Annotated in this window: 26 protein-coding genes, 1 tRNA gene and 1 pseudogene; 9 read left to right on the top strand and 19 right to left on the bottom strand. The window is 61.3% G+C overall.

From position 1 onward, the window contains the following. The first annotated feature begins 96 nt into the window (after positions 1-96). Positions 97-888 (top strand): phosphodiester glycosidase family protein, encoded by a 792-nt coding sequence (locus tag FJ930_RS24165; protein ID WP_141840400.1) that lies wholly within the window; start codon positions 97-99, stop codon positions 886-888. Position 889: 1 nt separating this feature from the next. Here FJ930_RS24165 and FJ930_RS24160 read toward each other — a convergent pair whose 3' ends face one another. Both FJ930_RS24160 and FJ930_RS24155 read right to left on the bottom strand, forming a co-directional pair. Beyond that, positions 890-1507 carry a DedA family protein gene (locus tag FJ930_RS24160; protein ID WP_141840399.1) on the bottom strand — a complete coding sequence of 206 codons (618 nt, stop codon included), beginning with the start codon at positions 1505-1507 and terminating at the stop codon, positions 890-892. Between the two features lie 25 nt (positions 1508-1532). Beyond that, positions 1533-2450 (bottom strand): DUF1402 family protein, encoded by a 918-nt coding sequence (locus tag FJ930_RS24155; protein ID WP_246677010.1) that lies wholly within the window; start codon positions 2448-2450, stop codon positions 1533-1535. Positions 2451-2753: 303 nt separating this feature from the next. On the opposite strand from FJ930_RS24155, the gene FJ930_RS24150 reads away from it, so the two are divergent. Beyond that, positions 2754-3821, top strand: a complete 1068-nt coding sequence (locus FJ930_RS24150) for a GH25 family lysozyme (protein WP_141840397.1) — start codon at positions 2754-2756, stop codon at positions 3819-3821. Next, positions 3773-4294 (top strand): twin-arginine translocase TatA/TatE family subunit, encoded by a 522-nt coding sequence (locus FJ930_RS24145; RefSeq protein WP_140739030.1) that lies wholly within the window; start codon positions 3773-3775, stop codon positions 4292-4294. Before FJ930_RS24150 ends, FJ930_RS24145 begins: the two co-directional genes overlap by 49 nt. Before the next feature lie 209 nt (positions 4295-4503). Here FJ930_RS24145 and FJ930_RS24140 read toward each other — a convergent pair whose 3' ends face one another. Continuing rightward, positions 4504-4692 (bottom strand): hypothetical protein, encoded by a 189-nt coding sequence (locus FJ930_RS24140; RefSeq protein ID WP_140739033.1) that lies wholly within the window; start codon positions 4690-4692, stop codon positions 4504-4506. A gap of 174 nt (positions 4693-4866) precedes the next feature. Between FJ930_RS24140 and FJ930_RS30570 the strand changes: the two are divergent. Next, positions 4867-5013: pseudogene (locus FJ930_RS30570) on the top strand (HlyD family secretion protein); the annotation flags it as partial. Positions 5014-5096: 83 nt separating this feature from the next. Here FJ930_RS30570 and FJ930_RS24130 read toward each other — a convergent pair. The 3 genes from FJ930_RS24130 to FJ930_RS24120 form a co-directional block, all read right to left on the bottom strand. Beyond that, positions 5097-7667 (bottom strand): EAL domain-containing protein, encoded by a 2571-nt coding sequence (locus FJ930_RS24130; protein WP_141840396.1) that lies wholly within the window; start codon positions 7665-7667, stop codon positions 5097-5099. A 540-nt stretch (positions 7668-8207) separates the two neighbouring features. Continuing rightward, entirely contained in the window at positions 8208-9398 is a 1191-nt protein-coding gene (locus tag FJ930_RS24125; protein WP_141840395.1) for an NADH-quinone oxidoreductase subunit D, read from the bottom strand. Positions 9399-9661: 263 nt separating this feature from the next. Next, complete coding sequence (locus FJ930_RS24120) at positions 9662-10162, bottom strand: DUF6496 domain-containing protein (protein ID WP_141840394.1); 501 nt, start codon at positions 10160-10162, stop codon at positions 9662-9664. Here FJ930_RS24120 and FJ930_RS24115 point away from each other — a divergent pair. Further along, the gene (locus tag FJ930_RS24115) at positions 10152-10511 is read left to right on the top strand and encodes a hypothetical protein (RefSeq protein ID WP_141840393.1); all 360 of its coding nucleotides are present in this window, start codon (positions 10152-10154) and stop codon (positions 10509-10511) included. The genes FJ930_RS24120 and FJ930_RS24115 overlap by 11 nt on opposite strands. 151 nt (positions 10512-10662) lie before the next feature. Here the strand turns inward: FJ930_RS24115 and FJ930_RS24110 are convergent, their stop codons facing one another. The 7 genes from FJ930_RS24110 to FJ930_RS24080 form a co-directional block, all read right to left on the bottom strand. After that, positions 10663-11037: a hypothetical protein gene (locus FJ930_RS24110; protein ID WP_141840392.1), complete on the bottom strand. Its 375-nt coding sequence runs from the start codon at positions 11035-11037 to the stop codon at positions 10663-10665. Between the two features lie 248 nt (positions 11038-11285). Continuing rightward, a complete protein-coding gene (locus FJ930_RS24105) occupies positions 11286-15062 on the bottom strand; it encodes a vitamin B12-dependent ribonucleotide reductase (protein WP_141840391.1) in 3777 nt (1258 codons plus the stop codon). Between the two features lie 665 nt (positions 15063-15727). Next, positions 15728-16036, bottom strand: coding sequence for a PilZ domain-containing protein (locus tag FJ930_RS24100; protein ID WP_140739054.1), 309 nt, complete (start codon positions 16034-16036; stop codon positions 15728-15730). A gap of 115 nt (positions 16037-16151) precedes the next feature. Next, entirely contained in the window at positions 16152-16640 is a 489-nt protein-coding gene (locus FJ930_RS24095; RefSeq protein ID WP_141840390.1) for an NUDIX hydrolase, read from the bottom strand. Positions 16641-16843: 203 nt separating this feature from the next. After that, on the bottom strand, positions 16844-17344 hold the full coding sequence (gpt, locus tag FJ930_RS24090) for a xanthine phosphoribosyltransferase (protein ID WP_140607521.1): 501 nt from the start codon (positions 17342-17344) through the stop codon (positions 16844-16846). A 116-nt stretch (positions 17345-17460) separates the two neighbouring features. Beyond that, on the bottom strand, positions 17461-18294 hold the full coding sequence (locus FJ930_RS24085) for a universal stress protein (protein WP_141840389.1): 834 nt from the start codon (positions 18292-18294) through the stop codon (positions 17461-17463). An 82-nt stretch (positions 18295-18376) separates the two neighbouring features. Then, positions 18377-19120: a competence/damage-inducible protein A gene (locus tag FJ930_RS24080; RefSeq protein WP_141840388.1), complete on the bottom strand. Its 744-nt coding sequence runs from the start codon at positions 19118-19120 to the stop codon at positions 18377-18379. Positions 19121-19331: 211 nt separating this feature from the next. Between FJ930_RS24080 and FJ930_RS24075 the strand changes: the two genes are divergently transcribed. Together FJ930_RS24075 and FJ930_RS24070 are read left to right on the top strand one after the other, a co-directional pair. Next, positions 19332-19547: an alpha/beta hydrolase gene (locus FJ930_RS24075; RefSeq protein WP_246677009.1), complete on the top strand. Its 216-nt coding sequence runs from the start codon at positions 19332-19334 to the stop codon at positions 19545-19547. 122 nt (positions 19548-19669) lie between these two features. Continuing rightward, positions 19670-19954, top strand: coding sequence for a hypothetical protein (locus tag FJ930_RS24070; protein ID WP_140739065.1), 285 nt, complete (start codon positions 19670-19672; stop codon positions 19952-19954). A gap of 100 nt (positions 19955-20054) precedes the next feature. Here the strand turns inward: FJ930_RS24070 and FJ930_RS24065 are convergent, their stop codons facing one another. From FJ930_RS24065 to FJ930_RS24055, 3 genes are all read right to left on the bottom strand, one after another. After that, positions 20055-20294, bottom strand: a complete 240-nt coding sequence (locus tag FJ930_RS24065; RefSeq protein WP_140607517.1) for a DUF2188 domain-containing protein — start codon at positions 20292-20294, stop codon at positions 20055-20057. 30 nt (positions 20295-20324) lie between these two features. Then, positions 20325-20603 (bottom strand): DUF982 domain-containing protein, encoded by a 279-nt coding sequence (locus FJ930_RS24060; protein ID WP_032925336.1) that lies wholly within the window; start codon positions 20601-20603, stop codon positions 20325-20327. Between the two features lie 144 nt (positions 20604-20747). Continuing rightward, on the bottom strand, positions 20748-21851 hold the full coding sequence (locus FJ930_RS24055; RefSeq protein ID WP_141840387.1) for an NADH:flavin oxidoreductase/NADH oxidase: 1104 nt from the start codon (positions 21849-21851) through the stop codon (positions 20748-20750). A 159-nt stretch (positions 21852-22010) separates the two neighbouring features. Here FJ930_RS24055 and FJ930_RS24050 point away from each other — a divergent pair, with 159 nt between their 5' ends. Further along, positions 22011-22589, top strand: a complete 579-nt coding sequence (locus tag FJ930_RS24050) for an NUDIX domain-containing protein (RefSeq protein ID WP_141840386.1) — start codon at positions 22011-22013, stop codon at positions 22587-22589. A gap of 271 nt (positions 22590-22860) precedes the next feature. After that, positions 22861-23172: a hypothetical protein gene (locus FJ930_RS24045; RefSeq protein ID WP_141840385.1), complete on the top strand. Its 312-nt coding sequence runs from the start codon at positions 22861-22863 to the stop codon at positions 23170-23172. A gap of 881 nt (positions 23173-24053) precedes the next feature. Here FJ930_RS24045 and FJ930_RS30780 read toward each other — a convergent pair. The 3 genes from FJ930_RS30780 to FJ930_RS24030 all read right to left on the bottom strand — a co-directional run bounded on the left by FJ930_RS30780 (position 24054) and on the right by FJ930_RS24030 (position 24892). Next, positions 24054-24185, bottom strand: coding sequence for a hypothetical protein (locus tag FJ930_RS30780; RefSeq protein WP_281406639.1), 132 nt, complete (start codon positions 24183-24185; stop codon positions 24054-24056). 157 nt (positions 24186-24342) lie between these two features. Then, positions 24343-24636 (bottom strand): hypothetical protein, encoded by a 294-nt coding sequence (locus FJ930_RS24035; protein ID WP_141840384.1) that lies wholly within the window; start codon positions 24634-24636, stop codon positions 24343-24345. Between the two features lie 170 nt (positions 24637-24806). Continuing rightward, positions 24807-24892 (bottom strand) — tRNA-Leu (locus tag FJ930_RS24030). Positions 24893-25075: the final 183 nt, after the last annotated feature.

Below are 25075 nucleotides of genomic sequence, written 5' to 3'. Positions count from 1 at the left end.
CCGGACCGTGTCCGCGCTCTCTTCAACTGTCTTCCATAGTGGCGTCCAGCGATGCTATCCACGTCCGCTCATTGAAGCTGGCGATCCGGTAGGTGCATGGATTTTCCGACACTTCTCAACGCCGTCCCGCTGTTGGCGACCTTCGCCAAGACCGCGCTGCCGCAGGCGATCGCCACGACGATGGCGTTCGGCCAATGGTTCGCAAAGGTGCCACCGTGCCGTGATTTTGCTTTTGAGGCGGCCAGCTATCTCGTCTGCGAGGTCGACCCGAAACGCTATTCGATCGAGCTGTTCTGGAAGGATCCAGCCGGTAAACCTTTTCAGTCGCTGCACAATCTCGACAATGCCCAGCGCGCGGCCGGCCGCACAATGCTGTTTGCCATCAATGCCGGCATGTATCACCCCGACCTCAGACCGGTCGGCCTCTATATCGAGCGAGGCCAGGAAATGGCTGACGTGAAGACGGGATCGGGAACCGGCAATTTTTCGCTGCAGCCGAATGGCATCTTCTACATCAGCGGCGGCAAGGCCACGGTCCGGGCGACGAGGGACTTCGTCAGGAAGCGGCCGCCCACCGACTATGCGACGCAATCCGGGCCGATGCTGGTCATCGACGGCCAGCTTCATCCGAAATTCCAGTCCGACAGCACCTCGCGCAAGACCCGCGACGGTGTCGGCGTGCGAAAGGACGGTGTCGCGGTCTTTGCCATTTCGAATGGCGCGGTGACGTTCCATGCATTCGCCCGGCTCTTTCGCGATGCGCTCGGCTGCGATAATGCGCTGTTCCTCGACGGCTCGATTTCAAGCCTGCTCGCCCCGGCCATCGGCCGTAACGACGATTACTGGAATCTGGGACCGATGATCGGCGTGTTCAGGAAGCGCGGCTAGGCTAGCGCCTGCCGCGCAGCTTGACCGCGACCACCGCGATGATGACCAAGGCGATAGCAGCGATCGTCGCCATGCCGAACAGGCTGGTCGCATCGAGCTCGGGGAGACTGCCGGCTCCCTTGGCCACCAGCCATCCCGGCGACAGCACGGATGGAGCCCAGATGACCGCCGACAGGATGTTGGCGATCTGGAAACGGCGGCGGTTCATGCCCATCATGCCCGCGACCAGCGGCACGGTGGCGCGGACCGGGCCGAAGAAGCGGCCGACGAAAACGGCCGCGAAGCCATAACGATGGAAGAATAGCCGCGCCCGGGCGATCTCGCGGCGGTAGCGATTGAGCGGCCATTTATGGACGACACCGCGTCCGAGCCATTTGCCAAGGAAATAGGAGACGGTGTCGCCGAGCGCCGCACCGACCATCGCTGCGAGAAGAACGGGCAAAGGCTGGACAATGCCTGCGCCCACTAGACCGCCGACGATGACCAGGACCGTGGTGCCGGGCAAGAGGATGCCGATCAGCACCAGCGACTCGCCGAATGCCAGCAGCCCGACCACGACGCCTGCCCAGGCCTGATGGTTTTCGATGAAACAAACGCTCTGGTCGATGAACGACTGCACGCAAGCTCCTTGATAAAAGCGTCTCTCAGCTGCCGCTGTCGAGCAGGCTCCTGAGTTCGTCGAGCTTGTCGTTGACGAGCCAGCCGTAATAATTTTCCACCGGCAGCTTGCGGCCCTTGCCACTGGCGGCTGCCGCGCGCAGGTCGGCCGCTCGCTGCCGGGGTTGGCCGACATTGTAGAGCGTGGCCGTTACGCCCGGATTGCCCGATATGTCGAAGCCCTCCTGTTTGTAGGCGTCGATGGCGTCGCGCACGATCGCCGCGATGTAGACGATGCTGCGGTCCGGATCCATGACATCGCGATAGATCGCCTGCGGATGATCTGGCGTCAGCTTGTCATAGCCGCTCACCCTGTTGACCAGGTCCGTCACTTCAAGCGCGGTCAACGGGCTGATCTGGCCAAGGCCGAATGTCTGGCCGGCAAAGAAGGGCTGGAAGAACGCCTGCTGGAAGGTCATGGCCTCGTAGGCGACGCCATCGACGCTCTTGCCACGGAAATGTTCGACCCAAACCTTGTCGCGGCAACTCCACAGGGCGGCACTGTCCTTGGCCTCGGCGCAGGCCGCGAACTCCGGCCGCTGGACAAAGGTCTGCACCGGCACGCCTTTGTAGCGGAAGGCAAAGTCGAGGCCGGAATAGGACAGTGCCTTCACATAGTAAGTCTGCACCGAGCCGACGGCGGTGACGTTGTAAGTGTGTTCGCCGACAAGCGCGCCGACGATATGGATGGGATCGATATCGTAGGCGGCCGCCACCTGCTTGATGTGCGCCACCAGTCTCTTCTCGCGCTTCAGCAGCGCGACGATCTTCTCGTATTTTTCCGCGTAGGTGGTCTTGAAGGCGTGCGTACGCGTCGCGGATGCATCCGGGATTGGCGGTTGCGTTTCGGACCGATTGCCGGGTGGAACGGCGACCAGCCCGCTGGCATGCGCCGTCCCCACCATGAGGGCGTCACTCCAGGAGAGGGCCGCGAGCAGGAGGACCAGGAGAAATCGCTGCAACGCAATCATCAGGCGCCTTTTTTGGGCTCGCGGGAAACGTCGGCTGAGAACGCCGCATACCGCTCTCAACAGCCACATCATGGCGCTGTCAAGGCTTGGGCCGCCATCGACGGCGGATGTCTGAAATAGGTCACAGGTTTGGTAAAAACTTGATTCAAACTTTATTGGTAATTTCTCGTTCATAACTGAGCCTGGTTGTCCGTCGGCCGTCGCCTTCGGTCTGTTGTGTTTCGAGTACAGGTCCAGATGCGGTTACCAGGCGTCATCAGTTTCGTGATCGCATCACTGTGCCTTGCCGGCTGCTCGTCGACATCGGGCATGGACGCGCTCGATGTGCAGAAGCCGTCGAACGAAACCACCAGTTCGGTGGTGCGGCCAAGCGCGCCGATCGCATCCGTCCCCGTCAACAGGTCCAACAATGCGCGCAAGCGGACCGAGCCCGCGCCCGTGGACGACACTGTTCGCCCCTTTGGCCTGGCGGAGGAGGAAACGGTGGCGTTTCCGGCGCCCGAATTGCCCGACAGCGTCGATCCGCCGGTCGAGCCGGCAGCCCTGGTCTCGCCCCCGAAACTTTTGTCGCGGGCGGTCCCGCCCATGCTTGCCGGGCCGATCACGCGCTATGGCTTTCGCGATGCCAAACCGATCAATTTCGGCCGCTCCTCGCCCCGGCATCTTGCCGTGCACGGGGTCGACGTGTCGCGCTGGCAAGGGAATGTGAATTGGGAGAAGCTACGCGCCCAGGGCGCCAACTTCGCCTACATCAAGGCGACCGATGGCGGCCACCATCTTGATCCGATGTTCACCAGGAACTGGCGCGGCGCCGACGCGGCCGGGCTGAAGCGCGGCGCCTATCACTTCTTCTACTGGTGCCGAACCGCCGGCGAGCAGGCCGACTGGTTCATCCGCAACGTGCCGAAGGTCGAAGGCGCCTTGCCGCCGGTGATCGACGTCGAGTGGAACGGCGACTCCAGCTGCCAGCGGCGGCCGTCGCGCGAAAAGGTCCTGGAGAAGATGCAGGTGTTCATGGACAAGCTGGAGCGTCACTATGGCCAGCGTCCGATCATCTACACCGCGCCGGATTTTTATCGCGACAATCTCCAGGGCGCTTTCCTCGACTACCCGTTCTGGCTGCGTGCGGTGGCGAGACACCCGTCAAAGGTCTATCCCGACCGCAAATGGCTGTTCTGGCAATATTCCGGCTCCGGCCTGTCGCACGGCGTCACCGGCCGCATCGATCTCAACGTCTTCCATGGCGACGAGCGGCAATGGCGCGCGTGGGCTGGTGGGCGGCAGATGATGGCCGACGCGGACTAAGGCTGAGCCGTCCGACGTTCACCTTTGCGGCATTTAACGCCGGCAGCCTGCCGGGCGAAGCAACTGTGAACAGCATTGCACCACCGCATACTGGAATGACGCGGGCGGGGCGCTATGATGGTGGTCAGGCTGGGCTTCTGCCGGCGCCGTCAAAGGCGCCATGGGACTTACCGATGTTCGGACTTGGCTGGGACCATCTTGTTGTCATCTTCGTTGTGGCGCTGGTTGTTTTCGGGCCAGGAGAGCTTCCAAGTGTGATGCGCTCGCTTGGCGCGACTATGAAGACGGTCAACCGGTATCTCGGCGATTTCCGCAGGCAGTTCGACGACGCCATGCGTGAGGCCGAGAAGGAGCTTGATCTGGAGGAAACCCGCTCGAAACTTCAGCAAGCCGTAAACAGCGTGCCGCAAGATGCCGGCGGAATCGCGGTGACGAAGGAGAGCAGCGAAGACGCGCGGACCGCTGCTTCGTAAGCAAGTTCTACGACGCCTGGTGGCTGATGGAATTGCGGCTGGCGGCCGAATCAGGCTTGCTCGCCGAGGCCTCCGTGGCCTGCTAAGCAGGCCGCGGCCTCGACGTCTCCATGGCGACGAGCGGCAATGGTGCGCTCGGGCCGGCGGCCGGCGGATGATGGCGGACGCGGACCAGGCTTCGCGTCGCCGTTCATTCCCGTTCCGGCCAGCTATTGGAGCTGGCTGCTCCCGCCATTCCGTTCCTCGCTCAGCCGCAGCTTCATCCTCAAGCTCATGATCTCGGCAATCGCGGCATCGATCATCGCAAGAAGCGTAAGCGTGTCGTGCTGGGTTGGGTCGGCTCTGACATAGGCGAGCTGATTCACGATATCGGTGTCATCGTCGGTTTCGTCGCTCATGCGCATCGTCCCGGCTGTTGTTTTTCCAGATTTCTCCGTCCGATCGGATCGATCGTCAAATTGCTCTTTTATCACTTCCTCATGTGGATGGCCTTCGCGTTTCGTTCAGCCATAGCGTGTCTGAGGGAATAGTTCTTGTTCCGGCCCCATACCTGGATATCAAGGCGGCTTCATCGGATCGCGCCGCCCGACATCGACCAGGTTCAACTCGGCCAGAAGGCGGTCCTTCGCCTTTCCGCTTTCAATCAGCGCACCACGCCGGAACTCAACGGAAAGGTGTCTCGCATCGCAGCTGATCTGACGATGAACGAGCGCTCCGGCGGGCGCTCCGGCTCGCTCCGCCGAGCTTTGTCTTCTGACTGATAGGCCGAGCTTCTCGCGCGGCTGCAACTATGGGCGACTACCTACAACGCGCTCTTGCGGCGCCGATCTTTCCGCTCGGCCGTCATTTCGGGTGCAGGCTCGATGATGTCGCCAGCCACGACGGCGCGCGTACGCTCCAGCATTGCGGGGATTTCCCGAGCAGGTAGCGGCCGACTGAGCAGGAAACCCTGTGCCTCGGTGCAGCCTTCTCTTCGTACCCGCTCGAGCTGTTCCGCTGTCTCAACTCCTTCGGCGGTGGTCTGTATCCCGAGGCTGTTGCCAAGGCTCGTGACGGCCCGGATGATGGCAACCGAGCTGTCGACGTCATCGGCATCCCTCACGAAGGACTGGTCGATCTTGATCTTGTCGAACGGGAAAGAGCGCAGATAGCTCAAGCTCGAATATCCGGTTCCGAAGTCGTCCATCGCAATATGCACCCCCAGCATGTGGATCTGCTGCAGCAGCGCGAGCGTCGCCGGGCTGTTGGCCAGTAGCACCGTCTCGGTGATCTCAAGCTCGAGCTGACTCGCGGGCAGCCCCGAGGCATCCAGTGCCTCGACGATCGTCGAAAGCAAGCGTGTGCTGCGAAACTGCGTCGGCGACAGGTTGACGGCAACCTTGATGCCTTTGGGCCAGCCTGCTGCGTCGAGACACGCTTGCTTGATCACCCAGTCACCGATCGGGACGATGAGGCCGATCTCCTCGGCCAGGGGAATGAACTCTGCCGGAGAGACGATGCCACGCTTCGGGTGATGCCAGCGCAGCAGCGCCTCGAAGCAGCTGACCTCGCCGCGGTCGATATTGAGGAGCGGTTGGTAATAGATCTCGAACTGCTCCCGCCCCACCGCCTCGCGCAGATCGAGTTCGAGAAATCGCCGCGCCTGCATGCGGGCATCCATTTCCGGCTCGAAGAACCTATATGTTCTGCGTCCGTCCGCCTTTGCCCGGTAGAGCGCCATGTCACCGTTCTTGAGCAGTTGATCGGCGTTCTCGCCATCGTCCGGCGCAATCGAAATGCCGACGCTGGCGCTGATCATAACCCCGTGTCCATCGACGATGTAAGGCGCGCTCAGCGCGTCTATGACCCTTTGAGCAAGGGCAGTGGCCTCGACCGGCTGATCGGTCCCCTTTTGAATGATCACGAACTCGTCGCCACCGAGCCTGGCTACCGTGTCGCCTTCACGGAGGACGCGCCTCAGCCTGCCGGCGACCTCCTTCAGCAGGGCGTCACCAATCGGATGCCCCAGCGTGTCGTTGACCGTCTTGAAATGATCGAGATCAAGGCAAAGGACGGCGACCTTGCCGTTCTGCCGGCTCATCTCGATCAGAGCTTCCTCGGCGCGTTCGTGGAACAATGTACGGTTCGGAAGATCGGTAAGCCCGTCGTGGCGGGCCATGTGCGAGATGCGGGCCTCGCTACGCCGCAAATCGGTCACGTCGTGGTGCGTGGCAAGCCATCCGCCGCCTGGCAGCGGCTGGTGGATGAGGTCGATTGTGCGCCCGTCCCGGAGTTCGACGAGGCTCACGACGCGCTCGGCACGGTCGATCGTCGCCGAGAGTTCTTCCAGATATCTTTCAGGCTCCAGGCCGACATAGAGCCCCGCGGCTATCCGGAACCGCTTCAAATCGGCCCAATGCGAGCCTGGACGGGTCAGGGTCTCCGGCAAGTGATAGAGGTCAGCGTAGGCCTGGTTGCAAAAAACCAGCCGCCGCTCGGCATCGAACATGCACAGACCCACCGGCATGTTTGCTGCTGCCGCGGCCAGATGCTGCCGTTCCAACTCCGCCTCGCGGGCCAAGGCATCACTGCGCTCCAGGCTGGCACGGTAGCCCGCAAAGGCCGAGAACAACACCCCGATCTCGTCCCGGCGATCCCTTTTGGGTGCGACGAGGGTTGAGCGGCGGTCACCCAGTGTTAGGCGATGCATCGCCTCGCTCACCGTGAGGATCGGCTTGCTGACATTGTGTCGAATCCAGGCGACAAGCCCGCCGAGGCACACGGCGGCAAAGGCAATCGCGGCCCAGGTCAGCCGCTGCGCGATGGTGTAGGTGCGATCCGCCATGGCTGCGACAGCCGTGCTGCGCTGATTGGTGAGGGCCAGCAAGCCGTCCAGCCGCTGCGCCGCCTCGGCGACGGTCGGCAGCGATACCGTCTCGAACTCTTTAAGGGCCTTTGTTGGCCCCTCTGTTTCCAGGAGCGGGAAAATGGATGTCAGGGAGTCTTGATAGGCCGTCCACAGATAAACGAACTGATCGAACAGTTCCTGCTCGGCGCGCGATCCGGCGCTCCTGCGGTAGGCACGCCGACCCCTCAGAATCTCGTCGCTCTCCCTCGCCATCTCGTCATCGATGCGCAGCAGCTGTCGGGTATCGTCGGTGCGCATGCGCAGCGTCGCATAGAGCTGATGTTCCGCCAGATTGCGCTTCATCTCCTCCACGACCTGGACCTGCGGCAACCAAACGCCTGTGATCTCACCTGTGATTTCATTGAGAGATCGCAGCTGATTCACGCCAAATAGCCCTACTGCCAGGACGCACAACAACGCCAGACCAAAGCCCAGCGAGAGCTTGGTCCTGACGCTAACATCCTTCAATGGCTTCAGGTAAAACATTGGTGCAATTGGACCAATTCCGCCCCCTACGCTGATTCCGCAGGAAGTTTAGAGCGCTTTCCTTAATATAGCGCCAAACGTATTAAGGCTGACTTAAGGATGGGAATTAGTGCTATTATCCGTTTGCAGCAGGTAAAAGCAGCTCGGATACTTCCTCCAACTATCGAGGGCGTCGAGCGCAGGCTTTCCCGCCAGATCTCGCGATCATGGATGAGGCGGAAAGGACAATGCTTTCCTGTTGCTCCAAGGTTTGCGCCGAATAATCGCGAAAATACAAAGAGATGTCAGGATGGCGCTTCGGTCGGCCTGTACGGGTTAGCCGCCAAGCCGCTGGCGGATGTGGCCGTCCTCGCAGTGCTGATCTGGGCGATGATTCACATGGTCGCTTCACATTGAATCGCCGGCGCAGAATAGAATTCATGTTCTGCTCCCGTCTGCGCCACCGAAGATGATACTTTGACGATCATTCGTGCCAAGCCACCCTCGTTGCCGTGTAACTGATGCCGCCGATCGCGCCAGCTTGCCACCTGACATTCCGCGCTAACGATCGATTTCTCCAAACACGATGTCGAGCGAGCCGATGATTGCCGACACATCGGCGATCATGTGGCCTCTCGACAGGAAATCCATCGCCTGCAGGTGGGCAAAGGATGGGGCCCGAATTTTGCATCGATACGGGACATTGCCGCCATCTGAAATCAGATAGACGCCGAACTCGCCCTTTGGTGCTTCGACAGCCGCATACACCTCTCCAGTGGGGACACGGATGCCTTCGGTGTAGAGTTTGAAATGGTGGATAGTCGCTTCCATGGAGCGTTTCATTTCGGAACGGTTTGGCGGCGTGATCTTTTGATTGGGAATCGCGACTGGTCCTTGGCCCGCCGGCAGCCGCAACTTTTCCAAACACTGCTTGATGATCCGGACGGATTGGCGCATTTCCTCCATTCGAACCAGATAGCGGTCGTAGCAATCCCCGTTCTTGCCGACGGGGATGTCGAAATCCATCTCGGGATAGCATTCGTAGGGCTGGGCCTTGCGCAAATCCCAGGCGGCTCCGGAACCGCGCACCATCACGCCTGAGAAGCCCCATGCCCAGGCGTCGTCCAAGCCGATCGTTCCGATGTCAACGTTTCGCTGCTTGAAAATCCGGTTGCCAGTCAGCAGTTCATCGAGATTGTCGCAGACCTTGAGGAAAGGGTCACAAAAATTCCAGATGTCCTCGAGAAGTTCCGGTGGCAGATCCTGATGCACGCCGCCAACCCTGAAATAGTTGGCGTGCATCCGGGCGCCGGAAGCACGCTCGTAGAAAACCATCAGCTTCTCACGCTCGGCGAAGCCCCACAGCGGCGGCGTCAGAGCGCCGATGTCCATTGCTTGCGTCGTGACGTTGAGCAGGTGCGACAGCAGCCGCCCGATTTCGCAGAAAAGGACGCGGATGAGCTGCCCGCGTCGCGGAACCGATATCTGGAGCAATTTCTCAGCCGCAAGGCAGAAGGCGTGCTCCTGATTCATCGGGGCGACGTAGTCGAGCCGATCAAAGTATGGGAGTGCCTGAAGGTAGTTCTTGTGCTCGATCAGTTTTTCCGTGCCGCGGTGCAGCAGTCCGATATGCGGATCGACGCGCTCGACCACTTCACCGTCGAGTTCGAGCACAAGCCGCAGGACGCCATGCGCTGCCGGGTGTTGCGGCCCAAAGTTGATGGTGAAATTACGAACCTTCGCTTCGGTCACGGAACCCTCGGCGTTCAGGATTATCCGCTCAAATGGCGTGACGGTTTTCTGGAAGCACGAATTGAAACGGGAAGAATGCGTGGGGGTTCCATGGATCGGTGTCTGTGGGCTTTTGTGGTGCACGCAGCTCGTGGGAAGCATTTGACGACTGGGACACGCACGGGAGCACATTGAGCAGGTCCAGGATTGGATCTGGTCTCGCGATATCTCGGTAGAACTGCCTGCCAAGCTCCGGGAAAGCGAAAGGTTGTCCGTGACGTGTTTTAGGTCTTCCGCGCACGGGTTTCGGCAGCCTTGCGTGCCGCGGCCGAGCGACCGGACGGGCCCTTCGTCTCGCCTGCCTTCTTCGCCGCAGCCGAGCGTTCTTCCGCCGTCCGGTGTGATGCCGCGCGCTTGGTCTGCCGTGAGAGAGCCTCATGCGATGCCGTGTTCTTCGGTTCGTGTTCGAGGACCTCGGACACAGCCTTCGAGACCTTCGGGCGGCGCTTCGGCGTGCGCTCGCCCTGGCCGACTTCGTAGGCGTATTCGGCGCTCTTGCGCGTGCTCTCCTTGACCTTGCCTTTGTTGGGCGGCGGCAGATCAACCCCAGCGCGACGTGCTTCCGATAGGCCGATGGCGATCGCCTGCTTGGTCGAGCGCGCGCCATGCTCGCCGCGCCGGACCTTCTCGATCTCCTCATGAACGAATTCGCCAGCCTGGGTGCTCGGCGACTTGCCTTGGCGCTTGTCCTTTCGCGCCTTCTCGATGGTCTTTTTGTCTGGCATTGCATTTCTCCTTCCTGGCTCGGCAACCGTTCGAAAAGTGGCGGTGCGTCGCCATCAAGACCGCTGGATCACGCACGCCGCGCCATTTGAGTTGGGTTTCCACCATGTGCCGCCGGGCGCGGGTGAAATCGGCAACGTCGAGCATGACCCGGTCCCTATTGTTCTCACCAACGGGCAGCACACCGGCATCAAGCTCGGCCATCACCTGAGCAGCTTGCTGGAGAGTTTCCTCCGGATTGGCGATGCGTCGCGTGTCATCGTTTCGCGCACCTGCATGCCCAGTCTCCCCTGTTTTTCGGATCGAAAAAGACCGAGCGGCAAACCTTCAGGCAATCCGCCGGTCCGCTAGATTTGAAGAACGACCTGACGGTGCGAAGAGTTCCTGCGTCGGAACGACAATGGATGCGACACGTTCGCCCAGAAGTCTTGCACGCGGTTCGCAAAGAAGATTGGCGGGGATGCTTCCAGATGCGCCAATTGTAGGGCAGGCGTCGGGTCGGCTACGGAGTTTCCGTCGTTTGGGCTCCCGCTTGCAGGCCGGGCCAAACAACACGCATGACGACGTCAACGATCTCATCGCGTGTTTTGCCAGGATTTTCGAGCCACCAAACGGCAAGTGCGTGCAGGCCTTCCTTGAGAAACTCGGAGGTGGCGCGCAGGCGCCACACGGGGCTGCCCGGCATGAACGCGACAAGCAGGGCTGCTATTCCCGCGGAAGCGCCGGCCTGAACCTCGCGCGAAACCCGCGCGGCCGCGGGATCACCGGACGGGATCGTTAGCAGCACGCGAGCGGCGTCCGGTTCGTCCTCGACAAATCGCAGGAAGGCATCGACGGCGCGGCGAAACTTCTGCTCCGGCTCGCAATCGCCATCCACGACCGACTTGCCTGCCCTTGGAGATCAGCCCGTCAAAGCGGAGGTCGACGTCGCTAGGAGAAACGCAGTTAGGTGCAGCGCGTTTCTGATTTGTTCCCCTTCGCATTCCCGGGCGCGAAAAGCGCCCGGGAAATTGTGTTTTTCGGCTTACCGCCGGAGGTGAGCGGACTTCGTGTGTCGAATGAGCGATCCACCTTGACGTTGAGCGAGATTCAGTGACGCGTCAGGAGAGCATAAGGGCAAGGATTTCAGCTGCACCCGCTCGTGGCGCCACACGTGTCGCACTTCTCGCAAGTCCCGTTCCGCACCATCGTAAAATTCTGGCACTCGGAGCAGGAATTGCCGGTGTAGCCCTGGAGCAGTGACTTGGCGCGGCGGTCGGCGGCGAGTTTCTTCGCCTCGGCGGCTTCATTGGCGGCGGCGTCCGTGAACAGGGCCGCGGCGCCGGAGGCCGCGTCGGCGGCTTCCTCGAAGGCCATATCCTCGGCCAATTCCCTGGCCCGCTCCTCATAGTCGCGCTTGTAGGCGATTGCCTCGTCGCTGGCCGGTTTCAACGCCAGCACGTTGGAGCCGGAGAAGGCCGACGGCGCCGAGCGGGCAGGGGTGCCGGAGGCGGAGCCGGCAAAACCCTTCGGCTCGTTGCCGCCTACCCGGGAAACCAGCTTCACCGGTGAACCGCGCGTCAGCCCCTTGGAGACGGCGTCGGTCTTGCCTTCGCTGATGCCACGGCCAAGCGCGGTGTTGGAGAAGTCCGACTGGTCGACATGGGCGAGGTCGTTGCGGCCGAGATAGGAGATCGCAAGTTCGCGGAACACGTAGTCGAGGATCGACGTCGCGCTCTTGATGGCGTCGTTGCCGATCACCATGCCAGCCGGCTCGAACTTGGTGAAGGTGAAGGCATGCACATATTCGTCGAGCGGCACGCCGTATTGCAGGCCGAGCGAAATCGCGATTGCGAAGTTGTTGAGAAGACCACGCAGCGTCGCGCCTTCCTTGTTCATGTCGATGAAGATCTCGCCGAGGCGGCCATCATCATATTCGCCGGTGCGCAGGAAGATGGTGTTGCCACCGATCTTGGCCTTCTGGGTATACCCCTTGCGGCGTCCGGGCAGCTTCTCCTGCTCGCGCGACACGCGCTCGATGATGCGCTCGACGATGCGTTCGGTGATCTGCGCCGCCCGCGCCGCCTGTGGCGCCGCGATCAGCTGCTCGACCGCTTCGTCCTCGTCGTCCTCGCCATCGGCGAGCAGCGAGGCATTGAGCGGCTGCGACAGCTTGGAGCCGTCGCGATAGAGCGCGTTGGCCTTCAGCGCCAGCTTCCACGACAGCATGTAGGCGTTCTTGGCGTCCTCCACCGTCGCATCGTTCGGCATGTTGATGGTCTTGGAAATGGCGCCGGAGATGAAGGGCTGTGCGGCCGCCATCATCTGGATGTGGCTATTGATCGACAGCGAGCGCTTGCCGATCTTGCCGCACGGGCTTGCGCAATCGAACACGGCGAGATGCTCGGGCTTGAGGAAGGGCGCGCCTTCCAGAGTCATGGCACCGCAGACATGGATGTTGGCGGCCTCGATATCTTTCCTGGAGAAGCCCATCGCCGGCAGCATTTCGAACGAGAAGTCGTTGAGCTGCTCGTCGGTGAAGCCAAAGGTCTCCTTCACCCAGTCGGCGCCGAGCGTCCACTGGTTGAAGACGAACTTGATGTCGAAGGCCGACTTCAGCGCCGCATTGAGCGCGCTGATCTTCTCGTCGGTAAAACCCTTGGCCTTGAGCGAACCGGGATTGATGCCGGGCGCTTGGTTCAGGTTGCCGTGACCGACCGCATAGGCCTCGATCTCGGCGATCTGGCTCTCGGAATAGCCGAGCGTGCGCAGCGCCTCCGGAACGGCGCGGTTGATGATCTTGAAGTAGCCGCCGCCGGCAAGCTTCTTGAATTTCACCAGGGCGAAGTCGGGCTCGATGCCGGTGGTGTCGCAATCCATGACGAGGCCGATCGTGCCAGTCGGCGCGATCACGGTCGCCTGCGCATTGCGGTAGCCATGCTCCTCGCCAAGCTCGATGGCGCGGTCCCAGGCGGCTTTCGCATGCTCGGCAAGCGCCTGCTGCTTGAGGTCCGAGGCGACCAGCGGCACCGGATTGACGGCCAGCTTCTCGTAGCCGTCCCTGTCGCCGTAGGCGGCGCGGCGATGATTGCGCATGACGCGCAGCATGTTCTGGGCGTTGCGGTCATAGTCCGGGAAGGCGCCGAGCTCGGAGGCCATTTCCGCCGAGGTGGCATAGGCGACGCCGGTCATGATCGCGGTCAGCGCGGCGCAGATGGCGCGGCCCTCGTCGGAATCGTAGGGAATGCCCGAAGTCATCAAGAGACCGCCGATATTGGCATAGCCCAAGCCGAGCGTGCGGTAGTCGTAGGAGAGCTTGGCGATCTCCTTCGACGGGAACTGCGCCATCATGACGGAGATTTCGAGAACGACGGTCCACAGCCTGACCGTATGCTCGTAGGCGGCGATATCGATCGTGCCGTCGGCATTGCGGTAAGGGAGCAGATTGATCGAGGCGAGATTGCAGGCCGTGTCGTCAAGGAACATGTATTCAGAGCACGGGTTGGAGGCCCGGATCGCACCAGCCGAAGCGCAGGTGTGCCAGTCGTTCATCGTCGTGTTGAAATGCAGGCCGGGATCGGCCGAAGCCCAGGCGGCGTAGCCGATCTTTTCCCAGAGGTCCCTGGCCTTCAGCGTCTTCAGCACCTTGCCGTCCTTGCGGGCGGTCAGTTGCCAGTCGCCATCCTGCTCGACGGCGCGCAGGAAATTGTCCTTCAGCGACACCGAATTGTTGGAGTTCTGGCCCGAAACGGTGAGGTAGGCGTCCGAATCCCAGTCGGTGTCGTAGGTCTTGAACGACATCGAGGTATAGCCCTGCTTGGCGAACTGGATGACGCGGTAGATGTAGTTCTCCGGCACGGCGGACTTCTTGGCCGCCTTGATCTCGCGCTTCAGCGCGGTGTTGATCGACGGATCGAAGCAATCGTCATCCTGACCTTCGCAGTTGACGCAGGCCTTCATGATGGCTTCGAGATGCTTCTTGACGATCTTGGAGCCGGTCACCAGCGAGGCGACCTTCTGCTCTTCATTGACCTTCCAGTCGATGAATTCCTCGATATCGGGGTGATCGGCATCGACGATGACCATTTTTGCGGCGCGGCGCGTTGTGCCGCCCGACTTGATGGCGCCAGCCGCGCGGTCGCCGATCTTGAGGAAGCTCATCAGGCCCGAAGAACGGCCGCCGCCCGACAGCTTTTCGCCTTCGCCGCGCAGCAGCGAGAAGTTCGAGCCGGTGCCCGAGCCATATTTGAACAGGCGCGCCTCACGCACCCAAAGGTCCATGATGCCGCCCTCGTTGACGAGATCGTCCTGCACGCCCTGGATGAAGCAGGCATGCGGCTGCGGATGCTCGTAGGATGATTTCGACTTGGTCAGCTTGCCGGTGAAGGGGTCGACATAGAAATGGCCCTGGCTCGGACCGTCGATGCCATAGGCCCAGTGCAGACCGGTGTTGAACCATTGCGGCGAGTTCGGCGCCACGCGCTGCGTGGCCAGCATGTAGGCAAGCTCGTCGCGGAAAGCGCGCGCGTCGTCTTCAGACTTGAAGTAGCCGCCTTTCCAGCCCCAATAGGTCCAGGTGCCGGACAGACGGTCGAAGACCTGGCGGGCGTCGATCTCGGAACCATAGCGCTCGGCTTCCGGCAGCTTGGCAAGTTCGGCCTCGTCGGCGACCGAGCGCCACAGGAACGAGGGGACGTCATTCTCCTCGACCTTCTTCAGCCGTGCGGGGACACCAGCCTTGCGGAAATATTTCTGCGCCAGGATGTCGGCCGCCACCTGGGAGAACTGCGCCGGCACGTCGATATTGTCCAAACGGAACACCACCGAGCCATCCGGATTCTTGATCTCGGAAAGCGCCTTGCGGAATTCAATCTCCGCGTAAGCAGATTGCCCCGACTTGGTGAAACGACGCTCGATGCGCATTGGTCCTGTCCCTTTTGCCTATATATAGCGCTTTCGTCAGGGGATTTCTGCCCCCAAAGCGAAAAGCACAGTCCGCCGTTTGCAGGCATCGCGAACAATGCCGGCATCTCCCCGTCGCAAGCTGCTGCCGCGCGCACAACAAGACGCCTTGCCAGGCGCTTGCCGAGGCTGCCGACCGACCTTGCGGGTCCTTCGAAATTGAATTTTTCGAGTCCCTCGATCGAGGGAAATTCACACTATCTAGCGCCGAACCTACCTGCAAACACTAAATATAGTATTAACAGACAATTTATTCCAGTCCGACAATTCTCCCTTTCGTCGCCCCATGCCCCACGATCCCAACGCTTCCGCCGGCCTCGTAAACAGGCGGAAATGCGGGCAAAAACACACATAATCCGGGAAAAAGACCGGGCTCAGAACTTTCCGGTCGCGCTCTCAACAGGAGCACATGGCCTATAAAAGGCGACTCGTTTTGCGCCGTCAAGGATTCGTTTGCGTAGCTTTTGTGACCCCAACATCTTGTGTGTCACGCATGTGGATAACGGGGAAAGAAATGCGCCTTGCGATCGTCATTTCGGATTACAGGTTTGCGAGGCGTTGACGGTCGCGAGGCGCCCGTCGAGAGCAATCCGATCGGCTGCAAAAGCAGGCTGGCAGGCCTTGGTTCAGCCGTAGTGCATCTTGGGTTTCGGCTCGGTGCCGGTGAACTGCACGCCAATCCTGTCTTTGCGGCGCCAGCGGACCTCGCAGCGATAGCCGACGCCGTCGAGCGGCACGTAAAGAAGGAAGCGATCGGGAATCCGGGCCTCGAGCGGTATTTTCAGTTCGGCGCCGCCCGCATGCTGGTTGCGCAGCAAAACGGCGACTTCCGAATGGGCCCCGGTGATGATGCTTGCACCCTTGAGCACGCGTGGGCGATGCTCGCGCTTGGGCTCGCCCGGGTCTTGCGGAAGTGGTTCTACAGGATTCGCCATCGATCAAACGCCAGATTGGCCGCTTCCTAGCGAAGAAGAATTAGCAAACCATTCATGCGGCACATCACAGGCGTATGAATCCGCCGTGGCGCACGCGGCACAGGCCGGCGGCGGGCTAGGAAAATCTGTGCGGGTCGGCGCAGAAATAGGCGATGATCTGACACAGGTCGCGTTCATGGACCATGCGCACCGCTTCGCTGGGACTGACCCATTTGCGGGTGCGGGCGTGTTTTTCCTTCCAGCGGTCGGCGATCTTGTCGACATGCAGCGGAAACACCAGCACCTCGCAGGGCACTTCTTCGCCGGAAGCCAGCACCTTGGCATAGAAGTAGCGGCCAGCTTCGAGATGGGAGACGCTTCCGCGCAATCCGGCTTCCTCGCCGGCCTCGCGTGCGGCCGCCTCGCAGAGCGGCTCCCTGGCCTCAGGCCAGCCTTTGGGAAGCACCCAGCGGCCGGTGTCACGGCTGGTGATCAGCATGATCTCGACACCGTTCCCGACATTACGCCAAGGCAGGGCGGCAACCTGCAGACGGCAGGGCGCGGTGCCGAAGAGTCGTCGGACCCTTTCAGCCAGATGGTTGTGCGTCGTTGGCCCCATTAACATAGGAGAAGCTAGCCCCAGCCCTTAGAATCGTTTTGCCGCCTCATAAATTTAGGTGGAATTGTCTACAATAAAAGTAAAAACTTTCATCGGCCTGACTGGTTGCACCCTTGGCAACCGATTTCACCAGCAAATTTGCCCGCTGGCTCCTTCAGCAAGCAAAGGAGGCTTGCTCGTACTCCAGCGCGGAAGAGGCCTCTTGCGAATCAACCGGCGTGATCGTCAGCGATCGGCTTCTGATAGGTGAAGCCCATATCCCAGGGAAAATAGATCCAGGTGTCCTGGCTGACCTCGGTGACGAAAGTATCGACCAGGGGCCTGCCCTTGGGCTTGGCATAGACGGTGGCGAAATGGGCCTTGGGCATCATCGCGCGCACGATGCCGGCGGTCTTGCCCGTGTCGGTCAGGTCGTCGATAATCAGCACCCCGGCGCCATCATCGGCAAGCAGCGCCGGCGTGACCTCCTTCAGCACCTGCAACTGCCCCTGGCTGGTATAGTCGTGATAGGAGGCCACGCAGACCGTCTCGATGATGCGGATGCCCAACTCGCGCGAGATGATCGCCGCCGGGACCAATCCGCCGCGCGTGATGCAGACGATCGCCTTCCATTGCCCCTTGTTGGTGCCGGCAAGCCGCCAGGCGAGCGCGCGGGCGTCACGATGGAACTGGTCCCAGGAGACCGGGAAGGCTTTTTCGGGAAGGGACATGTCTCGCGCACTCCGCAGCACGCGAGGGCCGCGTGCAAGAAAACAGGGGAATGCGCGCGGAATTAACTGGAAACCCTTGGGTTTGGCAAGGGTGGCCACCAGCGATCGTTGTGGACTTATCGCGACAGGAAGACCGCCACCTGCGCCGTGCGCAGTACCGTGCGCGTCACCCCGCCGAACAGAAGCTGACGCAGCCAGGAGTGGCTGTAGGCGCCAAGAACCAGGAGATCGGCACCGCTCTCGGCGACCCTGTTCTGGATCATGTCATCGACCGACATGCCGGCCGATTTCTGCACCGAGACGCTGACGGTGGCGCCGTGACGTGACAGGGCGGAAGCGATTTCGGCACCGGCGGCCTCCGGGCTTTCGTCGAGCGTATCGGGCGGATCGATCACCAATATGTCGGTTTTCTCGGCCTCGATGATGAAGGGCAGCGCGTCGAATGCGGCGCGGGCGGCTTCCTTGCTGCCGTTCCAGGCGAGCAGCACACGTTTGAAGGTGGTGACCAGCGGGCCGGCGTGGGGCACTACCAAGACCGGCCGGCCGGCGTCATAGACCAACGTATCGACGTCGGCGCTGGGGTCGCCGCCGGTCTCGCGCTGGGCGGCGATGATGAGATCGGCGGCACGCACGCTGGAAATGCCCGTCAGCGCGCTGTCGCCGGAAAAGCTCTCCAGGCTGCGCCACTCGAAGGAGAGGCCGGAATCCTCGATACGCCTGAGGAAGGCGGCCTGGAGTTTGTTGGCCCGCTCGCGGTTCATGTCAGCCGAGACCTGCAGGAATTCGGTGTCCGGGAAGCCGGTCGCCGATGTGTAGGGCACCGGAAGCGCCTCGGCATGGATACCGATCAAATGGCTCTGGAAGCGGGTGGCGAGCGGAATGGCACAGTCGAGCACGCGCTCGGCGTCCTGCTCGTTCTGCAGAATGGCAACGATGGTCTTGAAACGCATGATGATCCCTCAATCTTGCGAGCGCCGGAACTCGCAGAAAGGAAACGTCGCGGCGTCGTGCTTGGTTCCGGCCTGAAGCCGATCAGCCCGCCTTACCGGCAAATCCCGCCACCATCGCCTCGACATCGCCGCGCGCGGCGTCGAGTGCCTCCTGGCTGCGGGCGCGAACGACCAGTTCAGTCCAGAACTTCCCATCGCCATATTTCGGATAGGAGCCGATGATCGTGTCCGGATGCGCTTTCTGGATCTCGCCCAACGGCCCGCCGACAAGGCCTTCACCGAAGGGGCAGTGCACCGCCGCCGACAGCATCTTCGTGCCGGTCTTCAGCGTCGGCACGACATTGTCGAGCATGGCCTGGAAGATGGCGGGCACACCGGCCATTACATGGACATTGCCGATGCGGAAGCCGGGCGCCACCGACACCGGGTTGTCGATATGGTCGGCGCCGCGCGGCATCCGTGCCATGCGTTTGCGCGCCTCTGTATATTCGATGCCGCGCGCGGCATAGCTCGCCTCCAGCATCGCATAGGCCTTGGCATCGTATTCGCAGGGCACGCCGAATGCCTTGGCGATCGAATCGGCGGTGATGTCGTCATGGGTGGGACCGATGCCTCCGGTGGTGAACACATAGGTGTAGCGTGCGCGCACGGCATTCACAGCCGCGACGATCTCGTCTTCCTCGTCGGGGACGATGCGCACCTCCTTCAGGTCGATGCCAATCGCCGTCATGATGTCGGCGAGATGGCCGATGTTCTTGTCCTTGGTGCGGCCGGACAGGATCTCATCACCGATGACAAGCATGGCGGCGGTAACGATTTCGGGCATGGAGGCTCCGGCAAGACGGGTCGTCTGGGAAGGCGATGTCGCCTGAGATAGCGCGGCGCGCGGCCTGCGGCAATGCCACCCGGCCGGCGCTGTGTTTCGGCCGGCCGGTGGCGTCTGTATTCGCAATTTCAACGTGTCGACGGGCGATCCCCTGACCCGTTTCGATGCAAGCTTGCGGCCAGCCCATTTCCAGGCAACATCGGCTGATGTCGTGGCCATCGAACAGGATCCCGGCCGCATAGAGCAACGCTATGGCGAGGTTGCCATGCCCACCGGCATCCTTTTTGGAACCGCCGACCGCGTGATTGACATCCGCATCCACGGCCAGTCAATGCGAAGCAAGATCGAAAAGCTTGATTTCGAACATGTCGAAGGTGCCGGCCACATGCCGCAGTTCGTCGAACCGAAGCGGGTCGTGGTTTCATAGAGCGGATTGCAGCCCGTGCATTTCCATCACCGCGGCCTCACAACAATTTCAATGAACCATCCTGCTGATCGCCGGGTTTACCCCGTGTCGCACCCAAGGCGGCCAAGATACGGAGTGATTCCATGTATACGAAACTTCTCGCGGCGACGGTTCTGACAATCGGGTTCGCAACATCGGCGATGGCCCAGCCGTCGGACGGCACCTATTCCAGCCATCACAACTGGTGGCTGTTCGGCAATGAGGATTCCTCAGGCGTCGACCAGAGCACCACCGGAAGCATCAATGCGGATGGCACTGGGCTGAACAGCCTTGGCAACCCTGGTCCGGTCGGGCCTTGTGCGTCCAGCACCCCTGGTCCCGACGCCAATGCCGGACTGAACGTCAACGATCAGTACTGCGGCAAATAATTCCGCCGCGGGCGGCCGCTGACCGCAGGACGTCGTCTCTCCTGGCGTCCGCGGTCGGCACCCTGTCTTTTGTGCTGGCAAGTTTTCTTCTGCTGGCAGTCTAGTCGGAAACCTCGGTCTGCGGCCGATCGCGGCCATCGGCCAATTCCTCGTGCCATTTGCCCTCGGCGTCCTCATACTGGATGCCGTCCGTGGCGCCCGCGACCTGCTGCTCGGCCGAAGCGATTTCGGCGGCGCGCAACGCGTCCTGGTGGGTGGGAAACGTCTCCGAGAAGGTCGAGCCGACCTTGTAGGCCCAGCCGCCGTCATGTTCGACGATCTTGTAAGTCAGCTTCGCCATTAAAAACCTCCGGTTGAAAGCTCCGCCTGCTCAATGCAGCCGGTCGTCGGACAGCCTGTCGTCGGGCACAAGCACTTCCGATTCTCTGGCGGCCTCGATCAGTGCCCGTCGTGCATCCGCCGTCGAACGATAACCTTCCAGCACTTTGAGGCAAGTGTCGAGAGCATCACGGTGACGCGGGCCGCGATTGAGCGGCCAAACCGTCATCAGGCACTCCGCCGCCTCCTGGGTGCTGCGGATATGGCGATATTTGCCGACATGGCCAAGCTCGACCACCACAGGCGTTTCAAAGGGTTTGTTGTCCATCATGGCCGCAACGCAAAGCAGCCAATTTGGTTTCAAAAATGGCCCTCAGACTGCGCCCAAAAGTCGCGTCGCGTTTGCGACGCGACTTAAGTCTTTGTTTGATGCATGTCGTTGGCAGGCCGCGCCGGCATTGGGAGGTGGGATCGGTCAGCCCGCCGCCTTCATCCAGTGTTCCATCGTCGTCACCGAGCGGGCGAGCTGCGGCGCCGGATGGATCTTTTCGCTGAACGTGGCGGCCGCACGCCAACCCCAACGCGGGTCGGCGAGGAAGGCGCGCGCCAGCGCCACCATGTCGGCGCGGCCCTCGGCGATAACAGCCTCGGCCTGCTTCGGATCGTCGATCAGGCCGACCGCACGGGTCGGTATGTCGGCGCCCTTGCGCACGGCTTCCGCCAGGTGCACCTGATAGCCGGGGCCGGTGGGCAATTTCTGCAACGGCGAGTTGCCGCCGCTGGAGCAGCAGAGATAGGCGACGCCCTCGGCCTTCAGCGCTTTGGCCACCTCGATCGCGTCCTCGACGTCAAAGCCGCCATCGACCCAGTCCTTCACCGACAGCCGCGCGCCGAGCATCAGGCTTGGTGCCGCTTTCTTCACCGCCCTGGCGATCTCGACCGCGAGACGCATCCGGTTTTCCAGCGAGCCGCCCCAGCGGTCCGTGCGCTGATTGGAGAGCGGCGACAGGAACTGGAAGATCAGGTAGCCATGCGCGGCATGCAGTTCGATGAAGTCGAAGCCGGCGCGTTCGGCCCGCCTTGCGGCCTCCGCGAACCGCTCGATGAGCTGGAGGATCTCGTCGTCTTCCAGCGCACGCGGCACGTTCCAGCCGGTGTCGTAGGCTATGGCCGAGGCCGAAACGGTCTGCCAGGGATCTTCGTTTGGCTGCAACGGCCCGCCGCCTTCCCAGGGCTTGCGGTTCGAGGCCTTGCGGCCGGCATGGGCAAGCTGCGTGCCGAACTTGGTGCCCGGGGCGGCAACGCGTCTGGCTGCGTCCAGCGCCCGCCGCGCGGCGGCTTCATTGTCTTCGGAATAGAGACCGAGGCAGCCATGGGTGATACGCCCACGCCGTTCGACATCGGTCATCTCGACAGTGACCATGCCGGCGCCGGACATGGCCAGGTTCATCCAGTGGTAAAGATGCCAGTCGCTGGCCGAGCCGTCTTCGGCGGAATACTGGCACATCGGCGCCACGGCGATGCGATTGGGAAAGCTGAGCCCGTCGAGCGTGATGGGCTGGAAAAGCGATGTCGTCATGGAAGAAACTCCGGGGAGGGAACCTGCTATTTAGGCAACGGATATCCTCCATGCCACACACGAGAGAGTGAAACACCTGCTGGACCAATCGCTGGCCCGATTGCGCCGCAGCCGGTTCGCCGCTAGGGCTGCCTGCGCCAACAGCTCAGAGGGTATCCGATGGAAGACCGCGTTCGCATCCGCTCGGAAGAGGTTCTTTCCGACGATTGGGCGGTCCTGAAGAAGACCGTGCTCGACTATCGCCGGCGTGACGGCCAGTGGGAAACGCAAATCCGCCAGACCTATGATCGTGGCGATGGGGCGGTGATCCTGCCATATGACCCTTTGCGTTCGACCGTGCTTCTGGTGCGCCAGTTCCGCTATCCCGCCTACGTGACCGGCCATCGCGAACCGCTGATCGAAGCCTGTGCCGGACTGCTGGATGAAAACGATCCGGAGACCACCATCCGCAAGGAAGCCGAGGAAGAGCTCGGCTACCGCCTGAAGGATGTCGAGCGGCTGTTTTCGCCTTACATGAGCCCGGGCAGCGTCACCGAGCGGCTCTGGTTTTTCGTCGCCCGCTATTCGCCCGCCGACCGCATCTCCGCCGGTGGCGGCGCCCCGGAAGAAGGCGAGGACATCGAAGTCCTGGAAATGCCGCTCGACGAAGCGCTCGCCGGCATAACCGACGGCCGCATCGTCGACGCCAAGACCATCATCCTGATCCAGCATCTGAAGCTGAACCCGATGGCGGCTTGAGTCGCGTTCTGGCGCCTCGAGGCCGCTGCCCGACGATGGTGGGCCTTTTATACCAACACCACCGACATGAACGCTGACACGAACGATTTCCGAGGAGCAGCGGGCGCCGTCCGGCGCGCGCATCTGGCTCCTGCGAAGCGTCTTATATTAGCAATAAACGATATATTAATGGCTGTGATGCAGCTTTGAGACAGGGGACGGGACATGTCCTCATCGACGTTCCAACGCGTCCTGGAGCGCCGGAAACGCTTGACCAATGCGGAGCAAACGCATGAGCGTCGGAGCAGCTCTCGAACAATTGCTGCGATTGATTCATCGCCGAGCCATGAGATTAGCGGCGTTGCCGGAGGATGAAAGGGATTCGCACTACGATCTCATCCGCCTGTCATGCTGCGCGGCCGCCGAGCACATTGGGCAGAGTCCCGACAAGGCAGCCCTCACCGCAAACGATATGGTTGAGTTTGTTCGCGCACTGGTCGGAATCATTGAGGCGGGCGGTGGACCAGACCATGGGCGAAGCACCGATCAGCGGCCGCCGGTACGACATTTTGGTGGCCAAGGGAATGGCACCACGCGCATCTAACAAGCAGGGACGAACGTCACCGTATTCGGCACAGCAGAACATCACCATCAACAAGTTGAGTGATGTCACGGCGATCGCAGTTGCAGAGCCGCCGCCCCGGCAGAATCGCTTAGGGCATTGCAACCTGTCACAGACATCTCTGCCATAGCGGGGGTGGAGATGAGTAAGAAAGCCTGAGCTAGTCGCTTCATCGGTAGAGCTGCGCCTCTTTTCGAAATGCCTTGTCGACAAGAGTGTTGTTGGCAAACGCACCATCGACGTCGACGATCTCCAGGCTGGGTTTCTAGCCGGACGAAGGATCCTCGGGGTCTTTGGTGTTGTCCTGCTTTTGTACCGGAGTGTTGACGAACACGGCTTACATAGCCATCTGGCTTCAACTGTATATGCCCGTTGAGTTTGGCCTGATTTGCGATGCAGTTGACGATCGCCATGAGACGCCATTTTCATCGACGCCGGCAGCGCTCAACCCGGTGCTGTCGCTGGCAGGGATTCCAGTTAGAAATCCTTTCGTTGCGGCGACCCCTTCAAAAAAGGAGATCGCCAAATGGCCAGGAGCAAACCATCCAAACAGCTTTCCGAGGCGGAAATCGAGCGCTTCCTAAATTAGCGGCGGCCGAGGCGCTGCACTTGAGTATCGTGAAGCCATTTATATCGCGGCAGTGCATCATTACCGATCAATGCAAGACCTTCATGAGGCGCTGTTGAAGGCCGTGCGGGAAGTGACGGGAAAGGAGGTCGAGTTCATCCAGTGGAATACCATGGGGCCGGTGCGGCCGAGTGAACCCTTATGAGATCAACCCGCTACAGCGTGGCCTATGGCGATACCCAGGCCGATCGCGAAGCCTTGCGGACGCGTCGAAGCCCTATCTATCTACGTCGTTTCAAACAAGCCCCGACGTTTGGATCAGGTGGGCAACTCGCATACCGAGGCGAATGGTGAATTCGCCTTGATTGGCGGCGAAGTCCCAGCCGAAAATTGCCGCCCAGCCAAAAAGCACAATGGAGAAGCGCATGCTCCAACTCTAAATTAGGCGCATTGAACAAACGTTAAGGTATGGATTGCGAACGTAGTACGGCGCTATTTCCGCAGCCTCACGCCCGCGCCGCCGTCCATCATCTCGCCATCGCCGAGGGGACGAACGCTACCGTAAGCCAACGGGAACGAAGCTCCTATTGCTCGTGCGGTACGACGTAACTACTCGTGACGGCGTCGTCGCCGAGGCCGCGAGTCACAAAAACCGTTGTAAGGCCGACCGATACGGCGCCGGTGACGGCCGCATCAACCAGGCGACATCGCCCAATGGTTTCGCCGTTCGGAGAACTTGCGAGCCTTTCCTTCAGTGAAGCCATGCACAGATCGAGCGATGCGTAAATTGTCGTCCCCGTGTCGATAGGTTTGCAGATGGAGGTCTCGCCCGGGCTGCACGAGAGCAAAACCATCACTGCCGCAGTTGCCGGATCCATTTTCTAAAATCTCCCTCGTTTTGACGAACCTCAACGTGGAAATGCAGCCTTCGTTTCGCTTCGGCTAAAAAACGAATTCGGATGGCCGTCTTTGGTCCGGCTACCCAGCCAGACTTTTTCAAGAGGGGCGGGCCTGTGCAGGGCAGCCGAATTTCAATTTGGTTTCAACCTGGTGCGGACGACGGGAATCGAACCCGTACGATCAGAGATCGAGGGATTTTAAGTCCCTTGCGTCTACCAATTCCGCCACGTCCGCAGGCCAGCCCTTTTCAGATGCCAGACACAAGCCGTCAAGTCATGTTCTGGGCTGTCGAACGCGCGATCCAGAGGAGGGGGCGTGGCGATACTGGCGCGATCGCGGAATTATCCGCGGCGCAGGCATTGCTAAACATCCTCGCGGTGGATTTGATCCGCCAAGGCCGGCGCCTCTCAGGCCCAC

The sequence above is a fragment of the Mesorhizobium sp. B2-4-15 genome, assembly GCF_006658505.1.
GTDB lineage: Bacteria > Pseudomonadota > Alphaproteobacteria > Rhizobiales > Rhizobiaceae > Mesorhizobium.
Note: the sequence above shows the minus strand (reverse complement) of the source record. Positions and strands in the feature narration are given on the sequence as shown.

Bases quoted from the DNA above. Each gene is read 5' to 3' on its own strand.
- FJ930_RS24165 (WP_141840400.1), top strand. From the start codon at position 97: ATGGATTTTCCGACACTTCTCAACGCCGTCCCGCTGTTGGCGACCTTC.
- FJ930_RS24155 (WP_246677010.1), bottom strand. From the start codon at position 2,450: ATGGTGGGGACGGCGCATGCCAGCGGGCTGGTCGCCGTTCCACCCGGC.
- FJ930_RS24150 (WP_141840397.1), top strand. From the start codon at position 2,754: ATGCGGTTACCAGGCGTCATCAGTTTCGTGATCGCATCACTGTGCCTT.
- FJ930_RS24145 (WP_140739030.1), top strand. From the start codon at position 3,773: ATGGCGCGCGTGGGCTGGTGGGCGGCAGATGATGGCCGACGCGGACTA.
- FJ930_RS24140 (WP_140739033.1), bottom strand. From the start codon at position 4,692: ATGAGCGACGAAACCGACGATGACACCGATATCGTGAATCAGCTCGCC.
- FJ930_RS24130 (WP_141840396.1), bottom strand. From the start codon at position 7,667: ATGTTTTACCTGAAGCCATTGAAGGATGTTAGCGTCAGGACCAAGCTC.
- FJ930_RS24120 (WP_141840394.1), bottom strand. From the start codon at position 10,162: ATGCCAGACAAAAAGACCATCGAGAAGGCGCGAAAGGACAAGCGCCAA.
- FJ930_RS24105 (WP_141840391.1), bottom strand. From the start codon at position 15,062: ATGCGCATCGAGCGTCGTTTCACCAAGTCGGGGCAATCTGCTTACGCG.
- FJ930_RS24100 (WP_140739054.1), bottom strand. From the start codon at position 16,036: ATGGCGAATCCTGTAGAACCACTTCCGCAAGACCCGGGCGAGCCCAAG.
- FJ930_RS24095 (WP_141840390.1), bottom strand. From the start codon at position 16,640: ATGTTAATGGGGCCAACGACGCACAACCATCTGGCTGAAAGGGTCCGA.
- gpt (WP_140607521.1), bottom strand. From the start codon at position 17,344: ATGTCCCTTCCCGAAAAAGCCTTCCCGGTCTCCTGGGACCAGTTCCAT.
- FJ930_RS24085 (WP_141840389.1), bottom strand. From the start codon at position 18,294: ATGCGTTTCAAGACCATCGTTGCCATTCTGCAGAACGAGCAGGACGCC.
- FJ930_RS24080 (WP_141840388.1), bottom strand. From the start codon at position 19,120: ATGCCCGAAATCGTTACCGCCGCCATGCTTGTCATCGGTGATGAGATC.
- FJ930_RS24070 (WP_140739065.1), top strand. From the start codon at position 19,670: ATGTATACGAAACTTCTCGCGGCGACGGTTCTGACAATCGGGTTCGCA.
- FJ930_RS24065 (WP_140607517.1), bottom strand. From the start codon at position 20,294: ATGGCGAAGCTGACTTACAAGATCGTCGAACATGACGGCGGCTGGGCC.
- FJ930_RS24060 (WP_032925336.1), bottom strand. From the start codon at position 20,603: ATGATGGACAACAAACCCTTTGAAACGCCTGTGGTGGTCGAGCTTGGC.
- FJ930_RS24055 (WP_141840387.1), bottom strand. From the start codon at position 21,851: ATGACGACATCGCTTTTCCAGCCCATCACGCTCGACGGGCTCAGCTTT.
- FJ930_RS24050 (WP_141840386.1), top strand. From the start codon at position 22,011: ATGGAAGACCGCGTTCGCATCCGCTCGGAAGAGGTTCTTTCCGACGAT.
- FJ930_RS24045 (WP_141840385.1), top strand. From the start codon at position 22,861: ATGAGCGTCGGAGCAGCTCTCGAACAATTGCTGCGATTGATTCATCGC.
- FJ930_RS30780 (WP_281406639.1), bottom strand. From the start codon at position 24,185: ATGCGCTTCTCCATTGTGCTTTTTGGCTGGGCGGCAATTTTCGGCTGG.
- FJ930_RS24035 (WP_141840384.1), bottom strand. From the start codon at position 24,636: ATGGATCCGGCAACTGCGGCAGTGATGGTTTTGCTCTCGTGCAGCCCG.